Origin of the sequence: Nitrospirillum guanabarense (genome assembly GCF_034653355.1) — a bacterium.
Classification (GTDB): domain Bacteria; phylum Pseudomonadota; class Alphaproteobacteria; order Azospirillales; family Azospirillaceae; genus Nitrospirillum.
On sequence record NZ_JAYEER010000003.1, the window covers coordinates 645,688 to 665,559 of the forward strand.

General features: G+C 65.7%; 22 protein-coding genes and 1 pseudogene. 19 read left to right on the forward strand and 4 right to left on the reverse strand.

Translation table 11 applies throughout. The annotated features are described in order from the left end of the window. Window positions 1–3: 3 nt before the first annotated feature. The 9 genes from UAA55_RS12410 to UAA55_RS12450 all read left to right on the forward strand — a co-directional run bounded on the left by UAA55_RS12410 (window position 4) and on the right by UAA55_RS12450 (window position 8,932). Window positions 4–915: a LysR family transcriptional regulator gene (locus UAA55_RS12410; protein WP_322953090.1), complete on the forward strand. Its 912-nt coding sequence runs from the start codon at window positions 4–6 to the stop codon at window positions 913–915. Between the two features lie 72 nt (window positions 916–987). Continuing rightward, window positions 988–2,412, forward strand: a complete 1,425-nt coding sequence (gene leuC / locus UAA55_RS12415) for a 3-isopropylmalate dehydratase large subunit (RefSeq protein WP_322953091.1) — start codon at window positions 988–990, stop codon at window positions 2,410–2,412. Then, entirely contained in the window at window positions 2,412–3,026 is a 615-nt protein-coding gene (gene leuD / locus UAA55_RS12420; protein ID WP_322953092.1) for a 3-isopropylmalate dehydratase small subunit, read from the forward strand. Before leuC ends, leuD begins: the two co-directional genes overlap by 1 nt. A 120-nt stretch (window positions 3,027–3,146) precedes the next feature. Then, window positions 3,147–4,496, forward strand: coding sequence for a 2-hydroxycarboxylate transporter family protein (locus tag UAA55_RS12425; RefSeq protein WP_322953093.1), 1,350 nt, complete (start codon window positions 3,147–3,149; stop codon window positions 4,494–4,496). 111 nt (window positions 4,497–4,607) lie between these two features. Continuing rightward, the gene (locus UAA55_RS12430) at window positions 4,608–5,075 is read left to right on the forward strand and encodes a VOC family protein (RefSeq protein WP_322953095.1); all 468 of its coding nucleotides are present in this window, start codon (window positions 4,608–4,610) and stop codon (window positions 5,073–5,075) included. A 171-nt stretch (window positions 5,076–5,246) separates the two neighbouring features. After that, window positions 5,247–6,260: a retroviral-like aspartic protease family protein gene (locus tag UAA55_RS12435; protein ID WP_322953097.1), complete on the forward strand. Its 1,014-nt coding sequence runs from the start codon at window positions 5,247–5,249 to the stop codon at window positions 6,258–6,260. Window positions 6,261–6,545: 285 nt separating this feature from the next. Continuing rightward, window positions 6,546–7,439, forward strand: a complete 894-nt coding sequence (locus UAA55_RS12440) for a retroviral-like aspartic protease family protein (protein ID WP_322953098.1) — start codon at window positions 6,546–6,548, stop codon at window positions 7,437–7,439. A gap of 1 nt (window position 7,440) precedes the next feature. After that, the gene (locus tag UAA55_RS12445) at window positions 7,441–7,689 is read left to right on the forward strand and encodes a hypothetical protein (RefSeq protein WP_322953099.1); all 249 of its coding nucleotides are present in this window, start codon (window positions 7,441–7,443) and stop codon (window positions 7,687–7,689) included. Window positions 7,690–7,819: 130 nt separating this feature from the next. Continuing rightward, the gene (locus tag UAA55_RS12450) at window positions 7,820–8,932 is read left to right on the forward strand and encodes a type I restriction endonuclease (RefSeq protein WP_322953100.1); all 1,113 of its coding nucleotides are present in this window, start codon (window positions 7,820–7,822) and stop codon (window positions 8,930–8,932) included. Between the two features lie 295 nt (window positions 8,933–9,227). Here the strand turns inward: UAA55_RS12450 and UAA55_RS12455 are convergent. Continuing rightward, a pseudogene (locus UAA55_RS12455) lies at window positions 9,228–9,374 on the reverse strand (transposase); the annotation flags it as partial. 669 nt (window positions 9,375–10,043) lie between these two features. Between UAA55_RS12455 and UAA55_RS12460 the strand changes: the two are divergent. The 5 genes from UAA55_RS12460 to UAA55_RS12480 all read left to right on the forward strand — a co-directional run bounded on the left by UAA55_RS12460 (window position 10,044) and on the right by UAA55_RS12480 (window position 14,627). Beyond that, window positions 10,044–10,628: an RDD family protein gene (locus tag UAA55_RS12460; protein WP_322953101.1), complete on the forward strand. Its 585-nt coding sequence runs from the start codon at window positions 10,044–10,046 to the stop codon at window positions 10,626–10,628. A gap of 83 nt (window positions 10,629–10,711) precedes the next feature. Beyond that, window positions 10,712–12,145, forward strand: a complete 1,434-nt coding sequence (locus UAA55_RS12465; protein WP_322953103.1) for a short-chain fatty acid transporter — start codon at window positions 10,712–10,714, stop codon at window positions 12,143–12,145. Window positions 12,146–12,252: 107 nt separating this feature from the next. Further along, window positions 12,253–12,681 carry a hypothetical protein gene (locus tag UAA55_RS12470; RefSeq protein ID WP_322953105.1) on the forward strand — a complete coding sequence of 143 codons (429 nt, stop codon included), beginning with the start codon at window positions 12,253–12,255 and terminating at the stop codon, window positions 12,679–12,681. A 96-nt stretch (window positions 12,682–12,777) separates the two neighbouring features. Then, window positions 12,778–13,401 (forward strand): GNAT family N-acetyltransferase, encoded by a 624-nt coding sequence (locus tag UAA55_RS12475; protein ID WP_322953107.1) that lies wholly within the window; start codon window positions 12,778–12,780, stop codon window positions 13,399–13,401. 128 nt (window positions 13,402–13,529) lie between these two features. Further along, window positions 13,530–14,627, forward strand: a complete 1,098-nt coding sequence (locus tag UAA55_RS12480) for an IS5 family transposase (protein ID WP_322953108.1) — start codon at window positions 13,530–13,532, stop codon at window positions 14,625–14,627. Between the two features lie 138 nt (window positions 14,628–14,765). Here the strand turns inward: UAA55_RS12480 and UAA55_RS12485 are convergent, their stop codons facing one another. Both UAA55_RS12485 and UAA55_RS12490 read right to left on the reverse strand, forming a co-directional pair. Further along, complete coding sequence (locus UAA55_RS12485; RefSeq protein ID WP_322953110.1) at window positions 14,766–15,248, reverse strand: glutathione peroxidase; 483 nt, start codon at window positions 15,246–15,248, stop codon at window positions 14,766–14,768. Between the two features lie 111 nt (window positions 15,249–15,359). Continuing rightward, window positions 15,360–15,737 (reverse strand): hypothetical protein, encoded by a 378-nt coding sequence (locus tag UAA55_RS12490; protein ID WP_322953111.1) that lies wholly within the window; start codon window positions 15,735–15,737, stop codon window positions 15,360–15,362. 286 nt (window positions 15,738–16,023) lie between these two features. On the opposite strand from UAA55_RS12490, the gene modA reads away from it, so the two are divergent. From modA to modC, 3 genes are read left to right on the forward strand one after another with little or no spacing between them, the layout of a single operon-like run. Continuing rightward, complete coding sequence (gene modA, locus UAA55_RS12495; protein WP_322953112.1) at window positions 16,024–16,839, forward strand: molybdate ABC transporter substrate-binding protein; 816 nt, start codon at window positions 16,024–16,026, stop codon at window positions 16,837–16,839. 23 nt (window positions 16,840–16,862) lie between these two features. Then, window positions 16,863–17,576 carry a molybdate ABC transporter permease subunit gene (gene modB / locus UAA55_RS12500; protein ID WP_322953113.1) on the forward strand — a complete coding sequence of 238 codons (714 nt, stop codon included), beginning with the start codon at window positions 16,863–16,865 and terminating at the stop codon, window positions 17,574–17,576. Next, window positions 17,576–18,670: a molybdenum ABC transporter ATP-binding protein gene (gene modC, locus UAA55_RS12505; protein ID WP_322953114.1), complete on the forward strand. Its 1,095-nt coding sequence runs from the start codon at window positions 17,576–17,578 to the stop codon at window positions 18,668–18,670. The genes modB and modC overlap by 1 nt, the downstream gene beginning before the upstream one ends. Before the next feature lie 8 nt (window positions 18,671–18,678). Here the strand turns inward: modC and UAA55_RS12510 are convergent, their stop codons facing one another. Continuing rightward, entirely contained in the window at window positions 18,679–19,026 is a 348-nt protein-coding gene (locus tag UAA55_RS12510; protein WP_322953116.1) for a winged helix-turn-helix domain-containing protein, read from the reverse strand. A gap of 134 nt (window positions 19,027–19,160) precedes the next feature. Between UAA55_RS12510 and UAA55_RS12515 the strand changes: the two genes are divergently transcribed. Beyond that, window positions 19,161–19,469, forward strand: coding sequence for a PadR family transcriptional regulator (locus UAA55_RS12515; RefSeq protein WP_322953117.1), 309 nt, complete (start codon window positions 19,161–19,163; stop codon window positions 19,467–19,469). Next, the gene (locus UAA55_RS12520) at window positions 19,469–19,870 is read left to right on the forward strand and encodes a hypothetical protein (protein ID WP_322953119.1); all 402 of its coding nucleotides are present in this window, start codon (window positions 19,469–19,471) and stop codon (window positions 19,868–19,870) included. Before UAA55_RS12515 ends, UAA55_RS12520 begins: the two co-directional genes overlap by 1 nt. Window positions 19,871–19,872: the final 2 nt, after the last annotated feature.

Genomic DNA, 19,872 nt, shown 5'->3' on the forward strand with positions numbered 1-19,872 from the left:
GACATGGAAGTCGCGTGGCTGGAGGATTTCCTGGCGGTGGTGGCGCATGGCGGCTTTTCCCGCGCGGCGGAGAACCGCAACATCACCCAGCCGGCGCTGAGCCGGCGCATCCGCGCGCTGGAGGATTGGGTGGGCACGCCCCTGTTCCACCGCACCACCCACTCGGTGGAGCTGACCGCCGCGGGCGAGTCCTTCCAGGTGACGGCGGAGGAGACGCTGCGCCGCCTGGCCAGCGGCCGGGATGAGGCGCGGGAGGTGGCGCAGGGCCATACCGAGCTGCTGCGCTTCGCCGCCACCAACGCCCTGTCGCTGACCTTCTTCCCCGCCTGGCTGCGCCGGGTGGAGGCGACGCTGCCCTTCAACATCAACGTCCAGATGGTGGCCAACCATATGGAGATCTGCGAACGCATGATGATCCAGGGCCAGTCGCAGTTCCTGCTGTGCCACCATTATCCGGCGGCCAGCACCCTGCTGGCGCCCGGCCAGTTCCGCTCCGTCCACATCGGTGACGACGTGCTGGTGCCGGTCAGCGCGCCGGACGCGGCGGGGCGGCCGCTGCACACCCTGCCGGGCCATACCGACGCGCCCGTGGCCTATGTCGCCTATCGCCCGGAATCCGGCATGGGCCGCATCGTGGCGGCGGCGCTGGAGACGGCCCTGCCCGCTACGCACCTGAAGCCCACCTTCACCTCGCATCTGGCCAAGCTGCTGGTCACCATGGCGCTGGACGGACGCGGCCTGGGCTGGTCGCCGTTGAGCTTGGTGGCGGAACATCTGGAGCGGGGGGAACTGGTGCGCGCGGGCGACGACAGCTGGGACATCCCCATGGAAATCCACCTCTACCGGTCGCGCGCGCGGCAATCCGCCGTGGCGGAAAAGTTCTGGACGCATGTGGCCGGGTGTGCCGCCGCATAAGTTTATAACCACACGGCATTGGGCGAAGGCCGGGGCGGCTTCCATAGTGGTTTCCATAGGGAGAAGCCGCATATGCCGCGCACGCTGTACGACAAGATCATCGACGCCCATACCGTCTGCCCGCTGGACGATGATGGCCAGCTGCTGCTGTACGTCGATCGCACCATCCTGAACGAGTACACCAGCCCCCAGGCCTTCAGCGGCCTGCGTGAGGCGGGGCGGCCGGTGTGGAACCCGTCCGCCGCGTTGATGGTGGTGGACCACGTGAACCCCACCGCCAGCCACCGCACCCTGGAGGTGGCGGACAGGCAAGCCGCCGCGCAGATCGCCTATTTCCGCGAGAACGCCCGGGATTTCGGCATCGAGCTGTTCGACATCCTGGACCCGCGCCAGGGCATCGAGCATGTGGTGGCGCCGGAGCAGGGGCTGGTCATGCCGGGCATGGTGGTGGCGGCCGGCGACAGTCACACCACGGCCTATGGCGCCCTGGGCGCCCTGGGCTTCGGCATCGGCACCTCGGACATCGAGCATTACCTGGCGACCCAGACCCTGGTGTACCGCCGGCTGAAGACCCTGCGCGTCCTGGTGGACGGGGTGCTGGCCCCCGGCGTGACGCCCAAGGACCTGGTGATGGAGGTCATCCGCCGCATCGGCGCCGATGGCGCCACCGGCTATGCCGTGGAGTTCGCCGGCCCCACCATCGACGCCATGGGCGTGGAGGGCCGCATGACCGTCTGCACCATGATTGTGGAGGCGGGCGCCCGCGGCGCCGTCATCGCGGCGGATGAAAAGGTGCTGGCCTATATCCACGGCCGGCCCCGCGCGCCGACGGGCCCGATGTGGGACCGGGCGGCGCAGGCCTGGCTGTCCCTGAGAACCGACGAGGGCGCCATCTTCGACCGCGAGGTCCACCTGATGGCGGAGGACGTGGCCCCCATGGTGACCTGGGGCACCAGCCCCGACCAGGCGGCCGTCATCACCGCCCAGGTTCCGGCGCCGGAGGCGGAGATGGAGCCCGGCCGCCGCGCAGCCCTTTCCCGCGCGCTGGACTATATGGGCCTGGCGCCCGGTGCGGCGCTGGACGGCATCGCCATCAGCCATGCCTTCATCGGGTCCTGCACCAACGCCCGTATCGAGGATCTGCGCGACGCCGCCCGCATCCTGCGCGGCCGGCGGGTGGCGGCGGGCGTGCGCGCCATCATCGTGCCGGGGTCTACCCAGGTGCGGGCGCAGGCGGAGCGTGAGGGGTTGGACCGGGTGTTCATCGAGGCCGGCTTCGAATGGCGGCAGTCCGGCTGTTCCATGTGCCTGGCCATGAACGACGACGTGCTGCGGCCGGGCGACCGCTGCGCCTCCAGCACCAACCGCAATTTCGAGGGCCGCCAGGGTAAAGGCGCCCGCACCCATCTGATGAGCCCCGCCATGGTGGCCGCCGCCGCCATCGCCGGCCACTTGGCCGACGTGCGGGCGTTCCCCACCCTGGAGGAGGTCGCCTGATGCAGCCCTTCACCCGCGTCACCGGCCCCGCCGCCCCCCTGCCCCAGCCCAACGTCGACACCGATGTCATCATGCCCAAGCAGTTCCTGAAGGGCGTGGACCGCAAGGGCCTGGACCGGGGCGTGTTTTACGACCTGCGTTTCGGCGCCGACGGCCAGCCGCGCCCCGACTTCATCCTGAACCGTCCCGGCTGGCAGGGCGCCCGCTTCCTGGTGGTGGGGCCGAATTTCGGCTGCGGCTCCTCGCGCGAGCATGCCGTGTGGGGCCTGGCGCAGCTGGGCATCCGCGCCCTGATCGGCACCAGCTTCGCCGGCATCTTCAACGACAACTGCCAGCGCAACGGCATCCTGACCGTGACCCTGCCCGTCGACATCGTCGATGATCTGATGGCCCGGATCAGCCGGCCTGACGCCAACGGGCTGACCATCGATCTGCCGGGGCAGGTGATAACGGTGGACGCCGACGGCCGCACCATCCCCTTCGCCATCGATGCCCTGCGCCGCGACGCCCTGGTCCAGGGGTTGGACGGCGTCAGCGCCACCCTGGCCCGCCACGCCGCCGCCATTCGCGCCTTCGAAGTCGGACACCGCCAGGCCAGCCCCTGGTTCTACTGACCCGTTGACCGCTGACCCTTAGCCCGTTTCGCCGCCCGCGCCCCTTGCTTGCACCCCTCTGCCGGGCCGCGGCGACGGTCCCGCTTTGCCAAGACAAAACAACATTGGGAGGAAACGCCCGTGACCGAGATTCCAGCCGTGTCGCCTGAGACACCCCGTGGAACACGATTGGCCCTGGGGCGCCTGGCCACCATCCGCACCATCCGCATCGGGCCCCTGCCCCTGGCCGTCTACCTGGCGCTGTGCGCCGTCACCATCCTGGCCGCCGTGTCCGGGCGCCTGCCCAACGACGTCATCGGCGGCTTGTCCGTCCTGATGTTGACCGGCTTCCTGCTGGGGGAACTGGGCGGGCGGCTGCCGGTGCTGCGCCATATCGGCGGCACCGCCATCCTGTGCCTGTTCGTGCCGGCGGCCCTGGTGGGCAACGGCGTCGCCGACCCGGCCATGGTCAAGGCGGTGACCACCACCTTCAAGACCGCCAACTTCCAATATTTCTACATCGCCTGCCTGGTGGCGGGCAGCATCCTGGGCATGCCGCACCGCGTGCTGGTCCAGGGTTTCCTGCGCATGTTCGCGCCCCTGCTGGGCGGCACGCTGGCGGCCCTTGCGATCGGCATCTGTGTGGGGCTGCTGTTCGGCTATGGCCCCGCCCACACCTTCTTCTTCATCCTGGTGCCCATCCTGGGCGGTGGCCTGGGCGAGGGCGTGCTGCCGCTCTCGGCGGGCTATGCCGAGATCCTGGGCCGGCCCCAGGCGGACCTGATGGGCATGATGGTGCCGGCGGCCCTGCTGGGCAATGTCGCGGCCATCATCGGCTGCGGCTTGCTGAACCGCTTCGGCCAACGCAACCCCCACTACAACGGCAAGGGCATGCTGGTGCGCTCCGGCGCCGACCAGGACCTGCTGGCGGAGCGCGCGCCCGACCGGCCCATCGAGCTGCGCCTGATGGGTGCCGGCCTGCTGCTGGCGTGCGGGTTGTTCATCCTGGGCACCCAGCTGGCGCCCGTGACCGGCATCCCCGCCCCCATCCTGATGATCGTCGGCTCCGCCCTTTTGAAGCTGGCCCGCGTCCTGCCGGCGGAAATGGAGCTGGGCGCCTATCAGATCAACCGTTTCATGTCGACCAACCTGACCTTCGCCATCCTGGTGGCCATGGGCGCCCTGCTGGTGTCGTGGCCGCAGCTGGTGGGGTCATTCACCATGGGGTACGTCGCCATCTGCACCGCCACCGTGGCCGCCATGATAGCCGCCGGCTTCTTCATCGGCCACCGGATGCGCATGTACGCGGTGGAGGCCGCCATCGTCACCGCCTGCCACAGCGGCCTGGGCGGCACGGGCGACGTCGCCATCCTGTCGGCGTCCGACCGCATGGGCCTGATGCCCTTCGCCCAGATCTCCACCCGCATCGGCGGCGCCGCCATGGTGGTTATCGCCACCGTGCTGCTGCGGGCCCTGGGCGGGGTGTCCTGAGGCGTGCCGGACGACCGCGTAAACGTCATCCCAAGCGTGTAGGATGCGGGCAGCCGGACGGGGGCGGCGAACGCCACGGTACCGGCCATGACAAACAGGGAGAGACCAGCCATGACCGAGCCCACCCCCCGCCATCCCCTGCCCCATCTGACGGTCGACAACGCCGCCGCCGCCATCGACTTCTATACCCGGGCCTTCGGCGCCACCGAGGCCAGCCGCCACCTGACGCCGGACGGACGGGTGCTGCACGCCAGCCTGGTCTTTCCCGACGGTGGCGTGCTGATGCTGAACGACGACTTTCCGGAGTTCGCCGGCGGCCGCAGCCGCGCGCCCAAGGCCGTGGGCATCTGCTCCATCACCCTGCACATCACCGTGGCCGACGTGGACGCCGCCTGGGAGAGGGCCGTGGCCGCCGGCGCCACCATCGCCATGCCCCTGGCCGACCAGTTCTGGGGCGACCGCTACGGCAAGCTGACCGACCCCTTCGGCCAGGATTGGTCGATGTCCAGCCCCCGCCGCAAACCCTCGGCGGAGGAAATGGCCGAGGTCACGGCCCAGATGTTCCCGGCCAAGGACTGAACGCCCGCAAGCCTCTGCAAATAATCCCCCGTGCCGGCCCGCCCGCGCCGTATTATCCTGATGCGGGAACAAGGCGCGACCGCAGGCGCCGGCACGGGGGAACGCATGGTCTGGGGAATGGGGAACGTGGGTCCGGCTGTCGGACCGACGGGGACGTGGCGTCGGCTTGTCATGGTGATCAAGGCCGGCGGCCTGTTGTGCCTGGGCCTCGCGGCCACGCCCGCCGCGGCCGAGAAGTCGAAATGCCGACCGCAGCCGCTGAGCGCCCTGCCCATCACCATGGACCGCAACATGCCCCTGATCGACGTGGGCATCAACGGCCAGCAGGTGCACATGCTGTTGGACACCGGGTCCGACACCAACTTCATCACCAGGCCGGCCGCCGAGCGGCTGAAACTGCGCCATGGGTGGGAACCGGGCCTCCACGCGGAGGGCGTGGGCGGCCATGTCGCCATGTATTCCAGCCAGATCGACGACATGACGCTGGGCAACTGGCTGGTCCACCGCGTCGAGATGCCCGTCTTGAGCAACCATGACATCGGCGACGGGCCGGATGTCGTCGGCGTGCTGGGCGAACGCTTCCTGTCGAACTTCGACCTGGACATCGACATCGCCCACAACCGCCTGACCCTCTTCCATCCCGAAGACTGCGAGCACACGGCGCTGGCCTCTTACTGGGGCGTTCCGTACGACTACACCAAGATCGAGCGCATGCGGGAGGATGGGTCCCCGATCTGGTTGACCGTCATGGTGAACGGCCAGCCGGTGCGCGCCGTCCTGGACACCGGCGCCGAGACCTCGGTCCTGACCCTGCAGGCGGCGGAGCGGGTGGGCATGACGCCGCAGACCCCGGGCGTGACGCACGCCGGCAAGTCCAGCGGCATCGGCAATGACGAGGTCGACGACTATGTCGGCCTGTTCGACAGCTTCAAGCTGGGGGACGAGGAAATCCGCCGCGTCCGCCTGCGCTTCGGCAACATGTTCGGCCATGGCGGATGGGACACGCCCGAGATGCTGCTGGGCCTGGACTTCCTGCGCGCCCACCGGGTGTTCATCTCCCACAGCCAGCACCGGCTCTATTTCGCCTATGTCGGCAGCGGCCCCATCTTCCAGGTCGTGGGCCCCCGCCTGCCCCGCGCCGACCAGGAGGCCGAGGCGGCGTCGGCGGAGACGCAAGGGCGCTGACGACGCGCGCCGGAATGGCTGGGCGTGCCCGCCGACCGTCCGGGCGCCAAGCCGACCGGCACCACCCATGCCGTCGTCTGCGCATCGGTGGCCTCTGTGGGATACGCGGCGCCGAAAATCGGCACAGCCTGCCGGACAAGCTGCTGGGCCTGGACTTCCTGTGGGCCCCCGCGTGATGCGGCCCCCCTGGGCATCCGTCGCCGAATCCGATATCCACAAGAATTCACCCGTACTATCCTCGCGTAAGAGGTGTGGGCGTGGGCACGTTCGGCGTTTGGGGGAAACATGACCTTGGGCATGTGGGCGCGGGGAACGGCTGGCGTACCGGTGCCGATGGGATGGTGGCGCATCGCCGCCGGGGTGGTGGCGGTGGTCTTGGGAATAGGCTTTGCCGGCCCTCACGCGGGTGCGGCCGAGACCGAGTGCAAGCTGGTCAGAACTGGTACGTTGAACCTGGTACTGGACGGCAACATGCCCCTGCTGGACACGGCGGTGAACGGTCAGAAAGCTTACCTGATGATGGATACGGGCGCCGCCGTGAGCACCATCACCAAGCCGGCGGCCGACCGTCTGAAGCTGCGCCACCATTGGATACCGGACGTCTACATGGAAGGGGTGGGCGGCCGCGTCACCGTGGATGAGGCCCGCCTGGATGAACTGAAGCTGGGGGATGGGGCGGCGCACAACCTGGATTTCCCCGTGTTCGGCAATCACGACCTGACGGACAATCCGGACATCATCGGCGTGCTGGGGGAGAATGTCCTGTCCAAGTTCGATCTGGACATCGACGTCGCCCATAATCGCCTGGGGCTGTTCCACCCCGTGGATTGCGGCAACACCGCCCTGGCCTATTGGGGCGACCCTTATGAAGAGGCGGAGATCGGACGGTCCAGCCAATTAAACCCCAAGATATGGCTGACCGTGAAACTGAATGGCGAGGAAGTCCGGGCCATCCTGGACACAGGCGCCTACACCTCCATCCTCACCACACGGGCGGCGAAGTGGGCGGGTCTGACGCCAGAAAGCCCCGGCGTGGTTCACGTGGGCGCCACCACCGGCATCGGCGACAACAAGGTCGAGGATTACATCGGCACCTTCGATACCTTCGAGTTGGGCGGGGAACAGATCAAGCATGTGCGCCTGCGGTTCGGCGAATTGTTCGACAGCCGGGGATTCTGAGGTGCCGGACATGCTGCTGGGGCTGGATTTTTTGCGCGCCCATCGCATGTTCGTGGCCCACAGCCAGCACCGCATCTATTTCACCTATGTCGGTGGTCCGGTGTTCCAGGTGACGGGTCCCCACCTGCGCCGGGTCGCACCCCAGCCGGACGTGGCGCCAGAGGGCAAAGCTGGCGAAACAACTACGACGGAAAATCCCAATAAAAAGGCCGTCGAGGAGAGTCCCCTCGAAACCCCTTCTCACCGTTAGGAAATTTGGGATAGGAACTCGAGGTCATCCACTGGTTGCGCTTATGTCGTATTTGTGGATTCATTGGATTCTGAAGTCGCCGATTGCCACTTCTAGGTATTGCGCTCTTAAATTTCTCGAGGGGGAAATTATGGAACTTGTCGATAAAATTAAAAGTCTGGCCGGACGTATTGAACGACAGAAAGGCGGCGTCCTTACCGAGGAAGCCTGTAAAAATGCCTTCGTAATGCCATTCCTAAGCGCCCTTGGGTATGACGTCTTCAATCCTGAGATCGTTATTCCAGAATTTACCGCAGATGTTGGCACGAAGAAAGGTGAGAAGGTCGATTACGCAATTAACATAAATGGCAAGTTGTCTATTCTCGTCGAATGCAAGGGGTGCGGAACCAATCTAGCTCAAGCTCACATGTCTCAGCTTTTTAGATATTTCTCTGTTACAGACGCTAGGTTTGCCATATTGACCAATGGTATTGAATATTGGTTCTATTCTGATCTTGATGCACCAAACAAAATGGATCAACGACCGTTCTTCAAATTCAATATCGTTGAACATCGACCAAATGAAATATGCGAGCTCGAGAAATTTTCTTCAGATGCATTTGACGTGGGAACAATTTTATCAACCGCAAGCAACTTGAAATATAGCTCCGCATTAAAAGCGGAATTTATGAAGGAAATACAGAACCCATCAGAAGAATTTATACGAATGCTAGTCGCGCGCGTATTCGATGGCCGGTTTACTGCCAAAATTAAAGATGATTTCACACCCCTCGTAGCCACGGCTATACATGATAGTATATTAGATCTATTAAGCGTTAAGTTGACCAATGCCCTCGAGGCGACAACGGGAACGCCCAATGTACTTAGTCGTGCGGCCCCTACTCCTAGCGCTCCGCCCTCTTCGGTTTCTGCTCTTGAGATCGAAACGGACATAGAAACAACAGAAGAAGAGCTGGAGGGGTTCTATATTGTGAAGGCCATCGTCCGCAGTGTAGTGAAACCCGATCGTATCTTTCTGCGTGACGCGAAGAGTTACTGCGCCATACTGCTGGATGACAACAATCGAAAGCCTCTCATTCGTCTCCATTTTAACTCTAAATCTATAAAATACATAAGCCTGTTCAAGGAAAAAACGGAAGATAAGATTAAGATAGATACCATTGACGACATCTATCTATATTCGGAACAACTTAGAGAGACTGCTCAGAGCTATAACTTGGAAAACGCCAAGATTCCCGCTTAGCATTCCGCTAACTTTCTCTCAATACAACACTCCCGGTATGCGCGTGGCTGTTCTACCTGCCCATCCATATCCATCGATTCGTTCAAGCGAATGTTGGCGGACTTCGGGCCGCCCTTAATCGGAGCCATCAGTGTGGTAGGACCCCCGCATACCCGAGCGTAGCATATGCCAGACGGTGCAGGCTCCATGTTCGTTTAGATCATAGTCCTACCACCACCCAAGATGTCGGTGATGTCGGCCTGGGATCGCCGCCTCCTTCACAGCGGAGACCGACTTAGCGAAAACAAGAAAGTACCTAGGTTCTGTTGACAAAGCGCGGTAGCCAGATTTTGGCGGCGGCGATGTTGAGGAAGGCGAGGAAGGATTTCGCTGTTTTGTCGTATCGGGTGGCGATGCGTCGAAATTGCTTCAGCCGATTGAACATGCGCTCGATGCGGTTGCGGCAGCGGGTTCGTTCAATCCCGTTTGTCAACAGGCCCTAGTACCCCCTCTCGCAGGTTCCCTAGCTTTTTTCTTGGTTGCGGGCGCAGGTGGTGCTGACCTCGCCCTGGCTCATCGTTGCCTGCCCCCCGGGATATTAACCCGTCTCATTTGATCGACTACCCTGGGTACCAACTCGCGCCCAATCCGTCTTCCATTTAACCGCGCCAAGGCCCGTATGGCAGCGATCAGCCCGTTCGTCCTGATGGAGCTGCCAAACCATTCCGCACGCCCCTCCATCAAAAGAGGTAAATTTTTCAATGTAAATCAATCGGCACAACCCGCTATGGCTCCAGCCCACCACCCAAATTGTCAGAACCTGTCACAAAGGGATCGATGGTCAACAAATCGTCACGCCTAGCCCCTTGCCCTGTCGGATGGGGGATGATAAAAGTCTCCACACAATAATCACAGCATCGTTTACTTGAGATGAATGGCCAATTAACTCGGCAAATCACTCAGATTTAATGTAAACGGCGCTTTAATGGCGATAATATTTCAGGCATTGCCGCCGCCCTCACAGGCCCCGTCTCATTCAAGACGGTGACACCCGTTGTGGCGGCATTGTCCTTATCCTGCCGATGGGCTTACCTTCATGGACCCGACCTTCAACCAAAGGACAGAGGGGCTCATGAGTGTCGAGACGACCGCCCCCACGTTTCCCTTACAATTCAGCGGCATTCCCACCGGGTGGACCTATGGCGGCTTCTGGCGCCGGGCCCTCGCAGCCGTCATTGATGGCCTGATCCTGTTCGTGGCCTCGCTGGCCTTGGCCGTGGCGTTCGACTATCCGCTGGCGCCCACGACGGCGGCCGGGTCTGGAACGTCGCCGGGCACCCTTTTGGCCTTGCCCACGGCGGCGGTGGTCAACATCGCGTTATACCTGAGCTACCACACGCTGTTTGTCGCCAGCAGCATGCGGGCGACGCCGGGCAAGCGCTTTATGAGCCTGGTGGTGGGCCGGCCCGATGGCGGGCGGGTGGGGCTGGGCCTCGCCTTCGCCCGCACCGGCGTGCAGGAGCTGCTGACCCTGCCGCTGATCCTGTTACAGTCCCAGGCCAAGTCGGCGCCCGTGCTGTACATGGTGGTGGTGGTGATCGTCTGCGTAGCGATTCTGGTCAACTACCTGATGGTGGCCTTCACCGACCAGAAAACCGCCGGCCATGATCGCATCTGCGGCACCCGGGTGTTCAAGACCCCGGACGAGGGAGTATGACGCCCCACCTTCACGCTGGTTTTCCCCGCCCCCGCCGCTAAGGTTAATGCCTGCGGGGGAAGACCCGCGTGGAGGAAACGTGAATGGCAATCAACAAGATGGCCGGTAAGACGGCAGGTGGCGCCGGGGCGGGCGACGAAGGGGTGCTGGCGCGTGGCGCCATCGCCTTCACCCGCTGGGCGGAAAAGTGGTTTCCCGACGCCTTCGTGTTCGTGGTCCTGGGCGTCATCATCGTCGCGGCCGGCAACCTGGCCACGGGCGCGCCGGTGGGTGCCGTCGCCACGGGCGTGGGCGACGGGTTCTGGTCCCTGATCCCCTTCACCATCCAGATGTCCATGGTGGTGATCACCGGCTATGTCGTGGCCAGCTCACCACCGGTGCTGCGCCTGATCGAATGGCTGGCGCGGGTGCCGGCCACCGGCCGGGGGGCGGTCGCCTTCACCGCCTTCGTCAGCATGGCGGCCTCTTACCTCAACTACGCCCTCAGCCTGGTGCTGGGCGCCCTGCTGGTGCGGGCGCTGGCCCGGCGCCAGGACATCCGCGTGGATTACCGCGCGGCGGGGGCGGCCGCCTATCTGGGCCTGGGCGCCACCTGGGCCCTGGGCCTCAGCTCCTCGGCCGCCATGCTGCAGGCCAACCCGGCCAGCCTGCCCAAGGCGGTGGCCGACATCACCGGCGTCATCCCCCTGAGCCAGACCATCTTCCTGTGGCAGTCCATGGTGATGGGGCTGGTGATCCTGGTGGCCTCCGTCGCCATCGCCTATTACTCCGCGCCCGGCGACGCGCGGGCCCGCACCGCCGCCGACCTGGGCGTGGACGTGACCGAAGCCGGCGGCCAGAAAGAGGAAGGCCCAGGCCGCCCCGGCGACTGGCTGGAGCTGACGCCCATCCTGCCGCTGGTCGTCGTGGCGCTGGGCGCCGGCTTCCTGGTGCATGAGTTCCAGAACAAGCCCGCCCTCGGCGTCATCTCCAACCTCAACACCTACAACTTCTTCTTCATCATGCTGGGCCTGCTGCTGCACGGGCGGCTGCGCAGCTTCCTGAACGCGGTGTCGAAGGCCGTGCCCAGCACCGCCGGCGTGCTGATCCAATTCCCCTTCTATGGCGCCATCGCCCAGTTGCTGACCCAGGTGCCGGGGTCGGACGGACAGTCCATCTCCCACCACCTGGCGCACCTGTTCGTCAGCCTGGCCGGCGGCGGCACCTTCCCCGTGGTCATAGGCGTTTATTCCGCCATCCTGGGTTTCCTGGTGCCGTCGGGCGGCGGCAAGTGGATCATCGAGGCGCCCTACGTGATGCAGGCCGCCATCGACGTGAACGCCCACAAGGGCTGGGCGGTGCAGGTCTACAACGCGGCCGAGGCCCTGCCCAACCTGATCAATCCCTTCTGGATGCTGCCGCTGCTGGGCGTGCTGGGCCTGAAGGCCAAGGATATCGTGGGCTTCAGCTTTACCCAGCTGCTGTTCCACCTACCTTTGGTGCTGTTCCTGTTGTGGCTGCTGGCACCGGCGGCCTGACAAGGCCGGCGGTCCGGTTGCAAGAATGCCGCAGGGTCGCCACTAAATTGAACGAGGGCGCCGGCATGGGCTATCCTGCCGGCGCCTCACCTTGCAGGGATATGCCCATGAAGACCGCCGCCGTTCTGCTTCTCGGTTCAGTCCTTGTGGCGGGCTGCGCCACCCAGCCGCTGACCACCGAAGACGCCATCCACTACGCCGCCACCGTGGCGCCGGACGTCTATTCCGACACCTACATCCTGGATGTGGTGGCGACCGGCCGGCAGGACGGCCGCATCTTCCTGAACTCGCAGGAGGATTATCGCGACCCGCACAATCTGTGCATCGAGATACTGCCCGGCGCCCTGCCCGCCTTCCGCCAAGCCTACGGCCAGGACGCCGACGCCTATTTCAAGGGCCACCGCATCACCGTGCTGGGCGAGGCCCGGCGCGTGACCATCTGGTACGTGACACAGACCGGGGAACGCACCGGCAAGTCCTATTACCAGACCCATATCGTGGTATCCGACCCGGACCAGATCAAGATCGAGTCCTGACCGCTTCATCCCCCTCCATTCCGTCTGACGCCTTGCCAGGTCCGCGCCCTTTCGGGGAAGGTGGGCGCGGAACTTGGATGACGGAAGGATGCCTTCATGGCGAATGCGGAAACGGCGGCGGTGCCCGCCCCCCCAATCATCCCCATCCTGGGCGACGGCGCCGTCATCCTGCGGCCGCTACGCCCGGACGACGTCGCCGCCCGGCTGGCTCTGGGCCGCGATCGGGATATCCATCATCTGATGGGCTGGGACGGCAGCGGCGCGCCTGCGGGCTACACCCAAGCGGACGCCGACTTGTGGATGGCCGACCAGCTGAAGTTCCCGTACAGCTGGGCCATCGCCCTGCCGGAGCCAGGGGTGGAGGGGCTTGACGGCCCCCTACCCGACCGCATGATCGGCAGCGTGCGCCTGGGCGGCGTGAACGACGCGCTGGCACCGGGCCTGCGCACCGCCAGCTTAGGCATAGGCCTGCTGGATCCAGCCGTGCTGGACCGGGGGCTGGGCATGCGGACCATGCGCCTGCTGTTCCCCTACGCCTTCGGCGCCCTGGGCCTGCACCGCATCGGGCTGAGGGTGCTGGCCATCAACACCCGTGCCATCCACTGCTATGAAAAGCTGGGATTCCGAATTGAGGGACGGGAACGGCAGACCTATTCCCTGTTGGGCCAATGGCACGACAGCCTGGTCATGGGCCTGCTGGCCGAGGAATACCGCCCCTAGGTGAAACCTAAATCAAGGGCATGAGCGGAACAGCCCACGACCTTGAGGGGCTCTAACAGGATGCGGAAAAACCCTTCCGTCTGAGTTCCTGTCGTGATTCGCTTCCTCATGACGATGAGGAGGATGGGATGCGTGGCGGAGACATTCGGACGGAAGGCTTGTTTTCGTACGTGAGTTGCGAAGCGCGTGTTCCGCCAAGCCATCCGCTTCGGGTGATCCGGGCGATCTGTGACGAGGCGCTGGAGGTTTTGTCGCCGGACTTTGAGGCGATGTACGCGAAGGTGGGTCGTCCTTCGATCCCGCCGGAGAAGCTGCTGCGGGCGCTGCTGCTCCAGGCCTTCTATTCGATCCGGTCGGAGCGACAACTGATGGAGCAGATGGACTACAATCTGCTGTTCCGGTGGTTTGTCGGGTTGGCGATGGACGCCCCGGTTTGGGACGTGACGGTGTTCACCAAGAACCGTGAGCGGCTTCTTGGGGGTGACGTCGCGGCGAAGTTCCTGGGGGCGGTGGTGGCCCAGGCGCGAGGCCGGAACTTGCTGTCGGACGACCACTTCTCGGTGGATGGCACGCTGATCGAGGCTTGGGCGTCGATCAAGAGCTTCCGGCCCAAGGACGGCGGTGGCGAGCCGCCGGGTCCCGGTAGCAACGGGGAGCGCGACTTCCACGGGGAGAAGCGGTCCAACGAGACCCACGCCTCCACCACCGACCCCCAAGCCAAGCTGTACCGCAAGAGCGACGGTCAGCCATCACGCCTGGCCTACATGGGCCATGTGCTGATGGAGAACCGCAACGGCCTGGTGGTTGGCGCGACGCTGACCCAAGCGACCGGCACTGCCGAACGCGAGGCGGCGTTGGCCCTGGTCGACGGGCTGAAGCCGACGCGGCGGATCACCTTGGGCGCCGACAAGGCCTTTGATGCGCGTGAGTTCGTCCGGGAACTGCGCGCCCGCAAGGTGACGCCGCATATCGCCCGGAATGACCATCTGACCAAGACCGGGGCGCGGCGCACTTCCGCCATTGATGGACGCACCACCCGCCACCCCGGCTATGGCGTCTCCTTGCGTATCCGCAAGCGCATTGAGGAGGTCTTCGGCTGGATCAAGACCACCGGCGCCCTGCGCAAGACCCGCCACAAGGGAACCGATCGCGTCGGCTGGGCCTTCATGCTGACCGCCGCCGCCTACAACCTCGTCAGGCTGCCAAAGCTGATGATGGCCGCCTGACCATATCCGGACTCCGCCTTCAAACGGCGGTATCCGGGGAAGATGGCCACAAAAGCGGCCCGTAGCCTCTTGATCAAGCCTTCAATCGGCTTGGCTCATGGGGAAAGGGGCCTTAACGCTCCATTCTTCCGCACCCTGCTAAACGCCCAAGGCCGCCTGGATCGCTTTCTCCAGCTTCTCGGGCTTGGCCACCGGCGGATAACGCTTCACCCGGCCGTCCTTACCCACCAGGAACTTGGTGAAGTTCCATTTGATGGATTTGCTGCCCAGGAAGCCCCGGGCGCGGCCCTTCAGATGCTCATACAGAGGCTCGGCCTTGTCGCCGTTGACCTCGACCTTGGCCAGCACCGGGAAGGTCACGTCATAGGTCAGGGAACAGAAGTTCTGGATTTCCTGGGCGTCGCCCGGTTCCTGCTGCCCGAACTGGTTGCAGGGGAAACCCAGGATGACCAGGCCCTGGTCCTTGTACTTGCGGTACAGGGCTTCCAGCCCCTTGTACTGCGGGGTGAAGCCACACTTGCTGGCGACATTGACCACCAGCACGACCTTGCCCTTGAAGGCCGCCATGTCCACCGGGGCGCCGGTCGCGTCCCGCACCGTATAATCGTAAACCGTGGCCATGGCCTTCCCCCCGTGTCGTCTGGCGGGAAGGCCCCAAGGTCCAGCGCCCTGGGATTCCCGATTGTTCCCCAAGGCTACAGGATGGATTATATTGTGCGCAAGGTAATTTGATTACACCAGCATATTGACGGCGCTGATCTGCCCGCCCTGGCCGCTGGCGTCGCTGGCATCGCTGTCGTTACCCGCCCCCGAGCCATCCTTGGCCGACGACCCACTGCTTGCCGACTGGGTGGCCGGCGTGGTCGTCGTCGTCGTGGAACCGTCGGAATAGGTGACGGTGGTGGTGGTCGAGCCGTCCGGCGCCGTGGTGGTGACGGTGCTGGTCACCGTCTTGGTGGCGGAGCTGCCGCTGGCCGCCCCGGCGCTGTCGGAGGACGCGGCGGATGACGACGACGCCGAGGAGGACGCGCTGCTCGACGTGGCCCCGCCGCCCTGCAGCAGGGAGCTGAGCGAGACGGTCATGTTGGTGCCGGACGAAATGCTGGTCATGGCGATGATCCCCCGAGACATGAAACAGGCGCAGGGCGGAGTCCCTGCGGGAGTGGCGGGGCCAGGGTGATGCCGCCCCCGGCCCGCCGCCAGCGACAAGAGGGCATGCGGCCCGCTTGCAAATCGCGCGACAGCCTTAGGCCTGTCCGCCGTTGCGGAAGGCAACAGTTCGCACCACTGCGATGAAATGATCGGCACGGGCGGCGGATACGCATGGCGACCGCTCCTCGCGCACGCTATATTCATCAAAATATAGCGTCGACTTGGAACGCGAGGGGGCAAGAAAATGCATGAGACGTTGAATTGGCGGATGCTGGGCCGGATGGCGGCGAGCATGGCAGTCATGGTGATGATGGGCCTGGGCACCGCCCCCGCCCGGGCGCAGGGAGGCGGCCCCCTGGTGTTCGCCGCCGCCAGCCTGAAGAACGCGCTGGACAACGCCAACGCCGCCTACGTCGCCGGCGGCGGGGCCAAGGCCACCATCACCTATGCCGCCAGTTCCGCGCTGGCCAAGCAGATCGAGGCCGGCGCCCCCGCCGACGTCTTCATCTCGGCCGACGAGGATTGGATGGACTATCTGGCTGGCAAGGGCCTGATCCAGCCCACCACCCGCCGTGATTTGCTGGGCAACGATTTGGTGTTGGTGGCCACCGCCGACAGCAAAACCACCCTCGAGATCAAACAGGGTTTCGCCCTGGATCAGGCGCTGGACGCGGCGCAAAAGGGTGGTCGCCTGGCCGTCGGCGACCCAACCGCCGTGCCCGCCGGCAAGTACGCCAAGGCCGCCCTGCAAAAGCTGGGCGCCTGGGATAAGGTGCAGGACCGCCTGGCCCCGGCGGAGAATGTGCGCGCTGCCCTGGCCCTGGTGGCCCGGGGCGAGGCGCCATTCGGCATCGTCTACAAGACCGACGCGGTGGCGGAGCCGGGCGTGCGCATCGTCGCCACCTTCCCGGTCGACAGCCACGCCCCCATCCTCTATCCCATCGCCCTGGCCAAGGACAGCACCAGCGCCCAGGCGCGGGTGTTCCTGGAATTCGTGGCCAGCCCCCAGGCGCGCCCCCTGTTCGAGGCCCAGGGTTTCACCGTACTGTCGGCGAAGTGACCCCGCCTGACCAATCGGCATCCATGAACAATCTTAGCGGCCTTCTAGGCTTTGGCCCGGACGAGGTGGCCGCCATCCAGCTCAGCCTGAAGGTTGCCATTTGGGCCACCCTGGCGGCATTGCCTCCCGGCATCGCTGTGGCCCTGGCGCTGGCCCGCGGCCGGTTCTGGGGGCGCGATCTGCTGAACGGCATCGTCCACCTGCCCCTGATCCTGCCGCCGGTGGTGACGGGCTATGCCCTGCTGCTGCTGATGGGACGGCAGGGCTGGCTGGGGAAGCCGCTGTCCAGCATCGGCATCGTCTTCGCGTTCAACTGGACGGGGGCGGCCCTGGCCGCCGGGGTCATGGGCTTCCCCCTGATGGTGCGGGCCATCCGCCTGTCCATCGAGGCGGTGGACACCAGGCTGGAGCAGGCGGCCGGCACCCTGGGCGCCCCGCCCCTGTGGGTGTTCGCCACGGTGACCCTGCCCCTGATGCTGCCCGGCGTGCTGGCGGGGGCGGTGCTGGCCTTCGCCAAGGCCCTGGGCGAATTCGGCGCCACCATCACCTTCGTCTCCAACATCCCCGGCCGCACCCAGACCCTATCGGGCGCCATCTACGCCTATACCCAGTCGCCCGGCGGCGACGCCGGCGCGCTGCGCCTGGTGGCGGTGTCAGTAGCGCTGTCACTGATGGCGTTGCTGCTATCGGAGGCGCTGGCGCGCAGCGTCAGCCGGCGTATCGGTGGGGTGTCGTGATGGCCGCGCCCGCCTCCCTCGACCTGGACGTCACCCTGCGCCAGGGTGCGTTCGACCTGCAGGCGCAGGTGACGGCCGGCCGGGGCCTGACCGTGCTGTTCGGCCAGTCAGGCTCGGGCAAAAGCACCCTGATCGACCTGGTGGCGGGGCTGAAGCGGCCCGACCGGGGGCGCATCGCCGTGGATGGCGTGCCGCTGGTGGATACCGGGGCCGGCCTGTGGCTGCCGCCCCACCGCCGCCGCGTCGGCTATGTCTTCCAGGAGGCGCGGCTGCTGCCCCACCTGACGGTGCGGCAGAATCTGCTGTACGGTCGCTGGTTCGCCCGCCGCCACCTGACGCGCGACGCCCCGACGCTGGAGTTGGTGACCGAGTTGTTGGGCATCGCGCATCTGCTCGCCCGCCGGCCCGCCGGCCTGTCAGGGGGCGAAAAGGCGCGCGTGGCCTTGGGCCGCGCCCTGCTGGCCGCCCCGCGCATCCTGCTGATGGATGAGCCGCTGGCGGCCTTGGACGAGGCGCGCAAAGGCGAGATCCTGCCCTATTTGGAACGGCTGCGCGACCACGGCGGACTGCCCATCCTCTACGTCACCCACGCCGTCGCGGAGGTGGCACGCCTGGCCACGACGGTGGTGATGGTGGACCAGGGCCGGGTGCGCGCCGTGGGTGCGCCCGCCACCCTGTGGTCCCGCCCCGATCTGATGGACCTGACCGGCGGGGCGGAGGCCGGGTCGCTGTTGGACGCCGTGGTGGCGAACCGCACGGGCGACGGCCTGTTCCAACTGGACACCGCCGCCGGCCGCATCCTGGTGCCCCATCTGCCCGCTTATCTGACACCGGGCGCCCGCACCCGCCTGCGCATTCCTGCCCGAGACGTGCTGCTGTCCGACAGGGCACCGCAGGGCCTGTCGGCCCTGAACATCCTTCCCGGCATCGTCGCCGACGTACGGGAGGACGCGGACGGCAGCCGCGTGGTGCGCCTGGACTGCGTGGGCGCCCCGGTGCTGGCCCGCGTCACCCGCACCAGCGCGGACGCGCTGGGCATCGCGGCGGGCCAGCCCCTGTGGGCCATCGTCAAGGCGGTGGCGCTCGGTAGTTGAGTGTCCCTTCAGGCGCCGGGCGCGCGCAAGCGGCTGACCAGACTGGCACGGATGTCGGCCGTCGCCTCCGCCGCCGCCTTTTCCATGCCGCGGTAGGCGGCCACCAGCTCATGCCCGAACTCCGTCAGGGCGGCCCCCCCACCCCCGCCGCCACCAACCTGGGTGGTGACCGACGGCTGGGCGAAGGTCTGGTTCAGGGCGTCCACCAGCTGCCAGGCGCGGCGATAGGACATGCCCATCGCCCGCCCGGCGGCGGAGATGGAATGGTGCTCGGCGATGGCTTCCAGCAGACGTATCTTACCGGGGCCGACGGCGCCCTGGTCACCAAAATCGATGCGGAGGGTGAGGCGGTTCATGGGTGCGCATTGAATTGCGGGTGGCGTTCGCCCGCAAGGGGCATGCGCGCCCCCCGGGCGCAAAACCTGGGGACATAAGACCCGGGTGAAATCCCGTTGATAGTTGAATTAAACTATATTAGTTTGATTAAACTATGAAGGCGGAACTCCTTATCCTGGGCGTGCTGCAGAGCGGCGACTTGCACCCCTATGAAATCAAGCGGCGGCTGACGGCTGCCCATGTCGACCACTACATCGATGTGGACGTGGGCACGCTGTACTACGCCGTGCGCAGCCTGGCCCGGGACGGCCTGATCGAGGCCAAGGGGGTGGAGGCGGTGGCCCGTGGCGGCGAACGCACCACCTACGGCCTGACGCCCGCCGGCCGTGCCCGGTTCCACTCCCTGATGGCGGAACGGCTGGCCGACGTCTCCCCCGCTATCACCCGCTCTATCCGGCGCTGATGTTCCTGCACCATGCGGATCACGGCGCGGTGGCGGACGCGCTACGCCAGCGCCTGGCCGTGCAACGGGACTATTATCGTCCCCTGAAGGCCCTGGCGGACTATTTGGCCCCCATCCATTCCACAGGCATGCGGGCCATCCTGGAAAACGGCCTGGCCCACCTGGAAACGGAGAACGCCTGGCTGGCCAAGCTGGTGGAAACCGTCGAGGCGGGCGACATCCGCCCGCCCGATTATGAACGGGCGCGTCTGATGGGCCTGTTCCCCGGCGGTCAACCACCCCTGCCACCGGAATACACCCAGGCGCCACCGCCGGTGCCACCACCACCGGCGGCCAAGATCAAACGCGCGCGAGCGCCCAAGCCAACCGTCAACAGCCCCACCAAACCCCCGTTGTCCTGAGG

Bases quoted from the DNA above. Each gene is read 5' to 3' on its own strand.
- modC (WP_322953114.1), top strand. From the start codon at position 17,576: ATGGCCGCGCCCGCCTCCCTCGACCTGGACGTCACCCTGCGCCAGGGT.
- UAA55_RS12490 (WP_322953111.1), bottom strand. From the start codon at position 15,737: ATGACCAGCATTTCGTCCGGCACCAACATGACCGTCTCGCTCAGCTCC.
- UAA55_RS12450 (WP_322953100.1), top strand. From the start codon at position 7,820: ATGGAACTTGTCGATAAAATTAAAAGTCTGGCCGGACGTATTGAACGA.
- UAA55_RS12460 (WP_322953101.1), top strand. From the start codon at position 10,044: ATGAGTGTCGAGACGACCGCCCCCACGTTTCCCTTACAATTCAGCGGC.
- UAA55_RS12435 (WP_322953097.1), top strand. From the start codon at position 5,247: ATGGTGATCAAGGCCGGCGGCCTGTTGTGCCTGGGCCTCGCGGCCACG.
- UAA55_RS12520 (WP_322953119.1), top strand. From the start codon at position 19,469: ATGTTCCTGCACCATGCGGATCACGGCGCGGTGGCGGACGCGCTACGC.
- UAA55_RS12515 (WP_322953117.1), top strand. From the start codon at position 19,161: ATGAAGGCGGAACTCCTTATCCTGGGCGTGCTGCAGAGCGGCGACTTG.
- UAA55_RS12465 (WP_322953103.1), top strand. From the start codon at position 10,712: ATGGCAATCAACAAGATGGCCGGTAAGACGGCAGGTGGCGCCGGGGCG.
- modA (WP_322953112.1), top strand. From the start codon at position 16,024: ATGCATGAGACGTTGAATTGGCGGATGCTGGGCCGGATGGCGGCGAGC.
- UAA55_RS12430 (WP_322953095.1), top strand. From the start codon at position 4,608: ATGACCGAGCCCACCCCCCGCCATCCCCTGCCCCATCTGACGGTCGAC.
- UAA55_RS12410 (WP_322953090.1), top strand. From the start codon at position 4: ATGGAAGTCGCGTGGCTGGAGGATTTCCTGGCGGTGGTGGCGCATGGC.
- leuD (WP_322953092.1), top strand. From the start codon at position 2,412: ATGCAGCCCTTCACCCGCGTCACCGGCCCCGCCGCCCCCCTGCCCCAG.
- UAA55_RS12485 (WP_322953110.1), bottom strand. From the start codon at position 15,248: ATGGCCACGGTTTACGATTATACGGTGCGGGACGCGACCGGCGCCCCG.
- UAA55_RS12470 (WP_322953105.1), top strand. From the start codon at position 12,253: ATGAAGACCGCCGCCGTTCTGCTTCTCGGTTCAGTCCTTGTGGCGGGC.
- modB (WP_322953113.1), top strand. From the start codon at position 16,863: ATGAACAATCTTAGCGGCCTTCTAGGCTTTGGCCCGGACGAGGTGGCC.
- UAA55_RS12475 (WP_322953107.1), top strand. From the start codon at position 12,778: ATGGCGAATGCGGAAACGGCGGCGGTGCCCGCCCCCCCAATCATCCCC.
- UAA55_RS12510 (WP_322953116.1), bottom strand. From the start codon at position 19,026: ATGAACCGCCTCACCCTCCGCATCGATTTTGGTGACCAGGGCGCCGTC.
- UAA55_RS12440 (WP_322953098.1), top strand. From the start codon at position 6,546: ATGACCTTGGGCATGTGGGCGCGGGGAACGGCTGGCGTACCGGTGCCG.
- leuC (WP_322953091.1), top strand. From the start codon at position 988: ATGCCGCGCACGCTGTACGACAAGATCATCGACGCCCATACCGTCTGC.
- UAA55_RS12480 (WP_322953108.1), top strand. From the start codon at position 13,530: ATGCGTGGCGGAGACATTCGGACGGAAGGCTTGTTTTCGTACGTGAGT.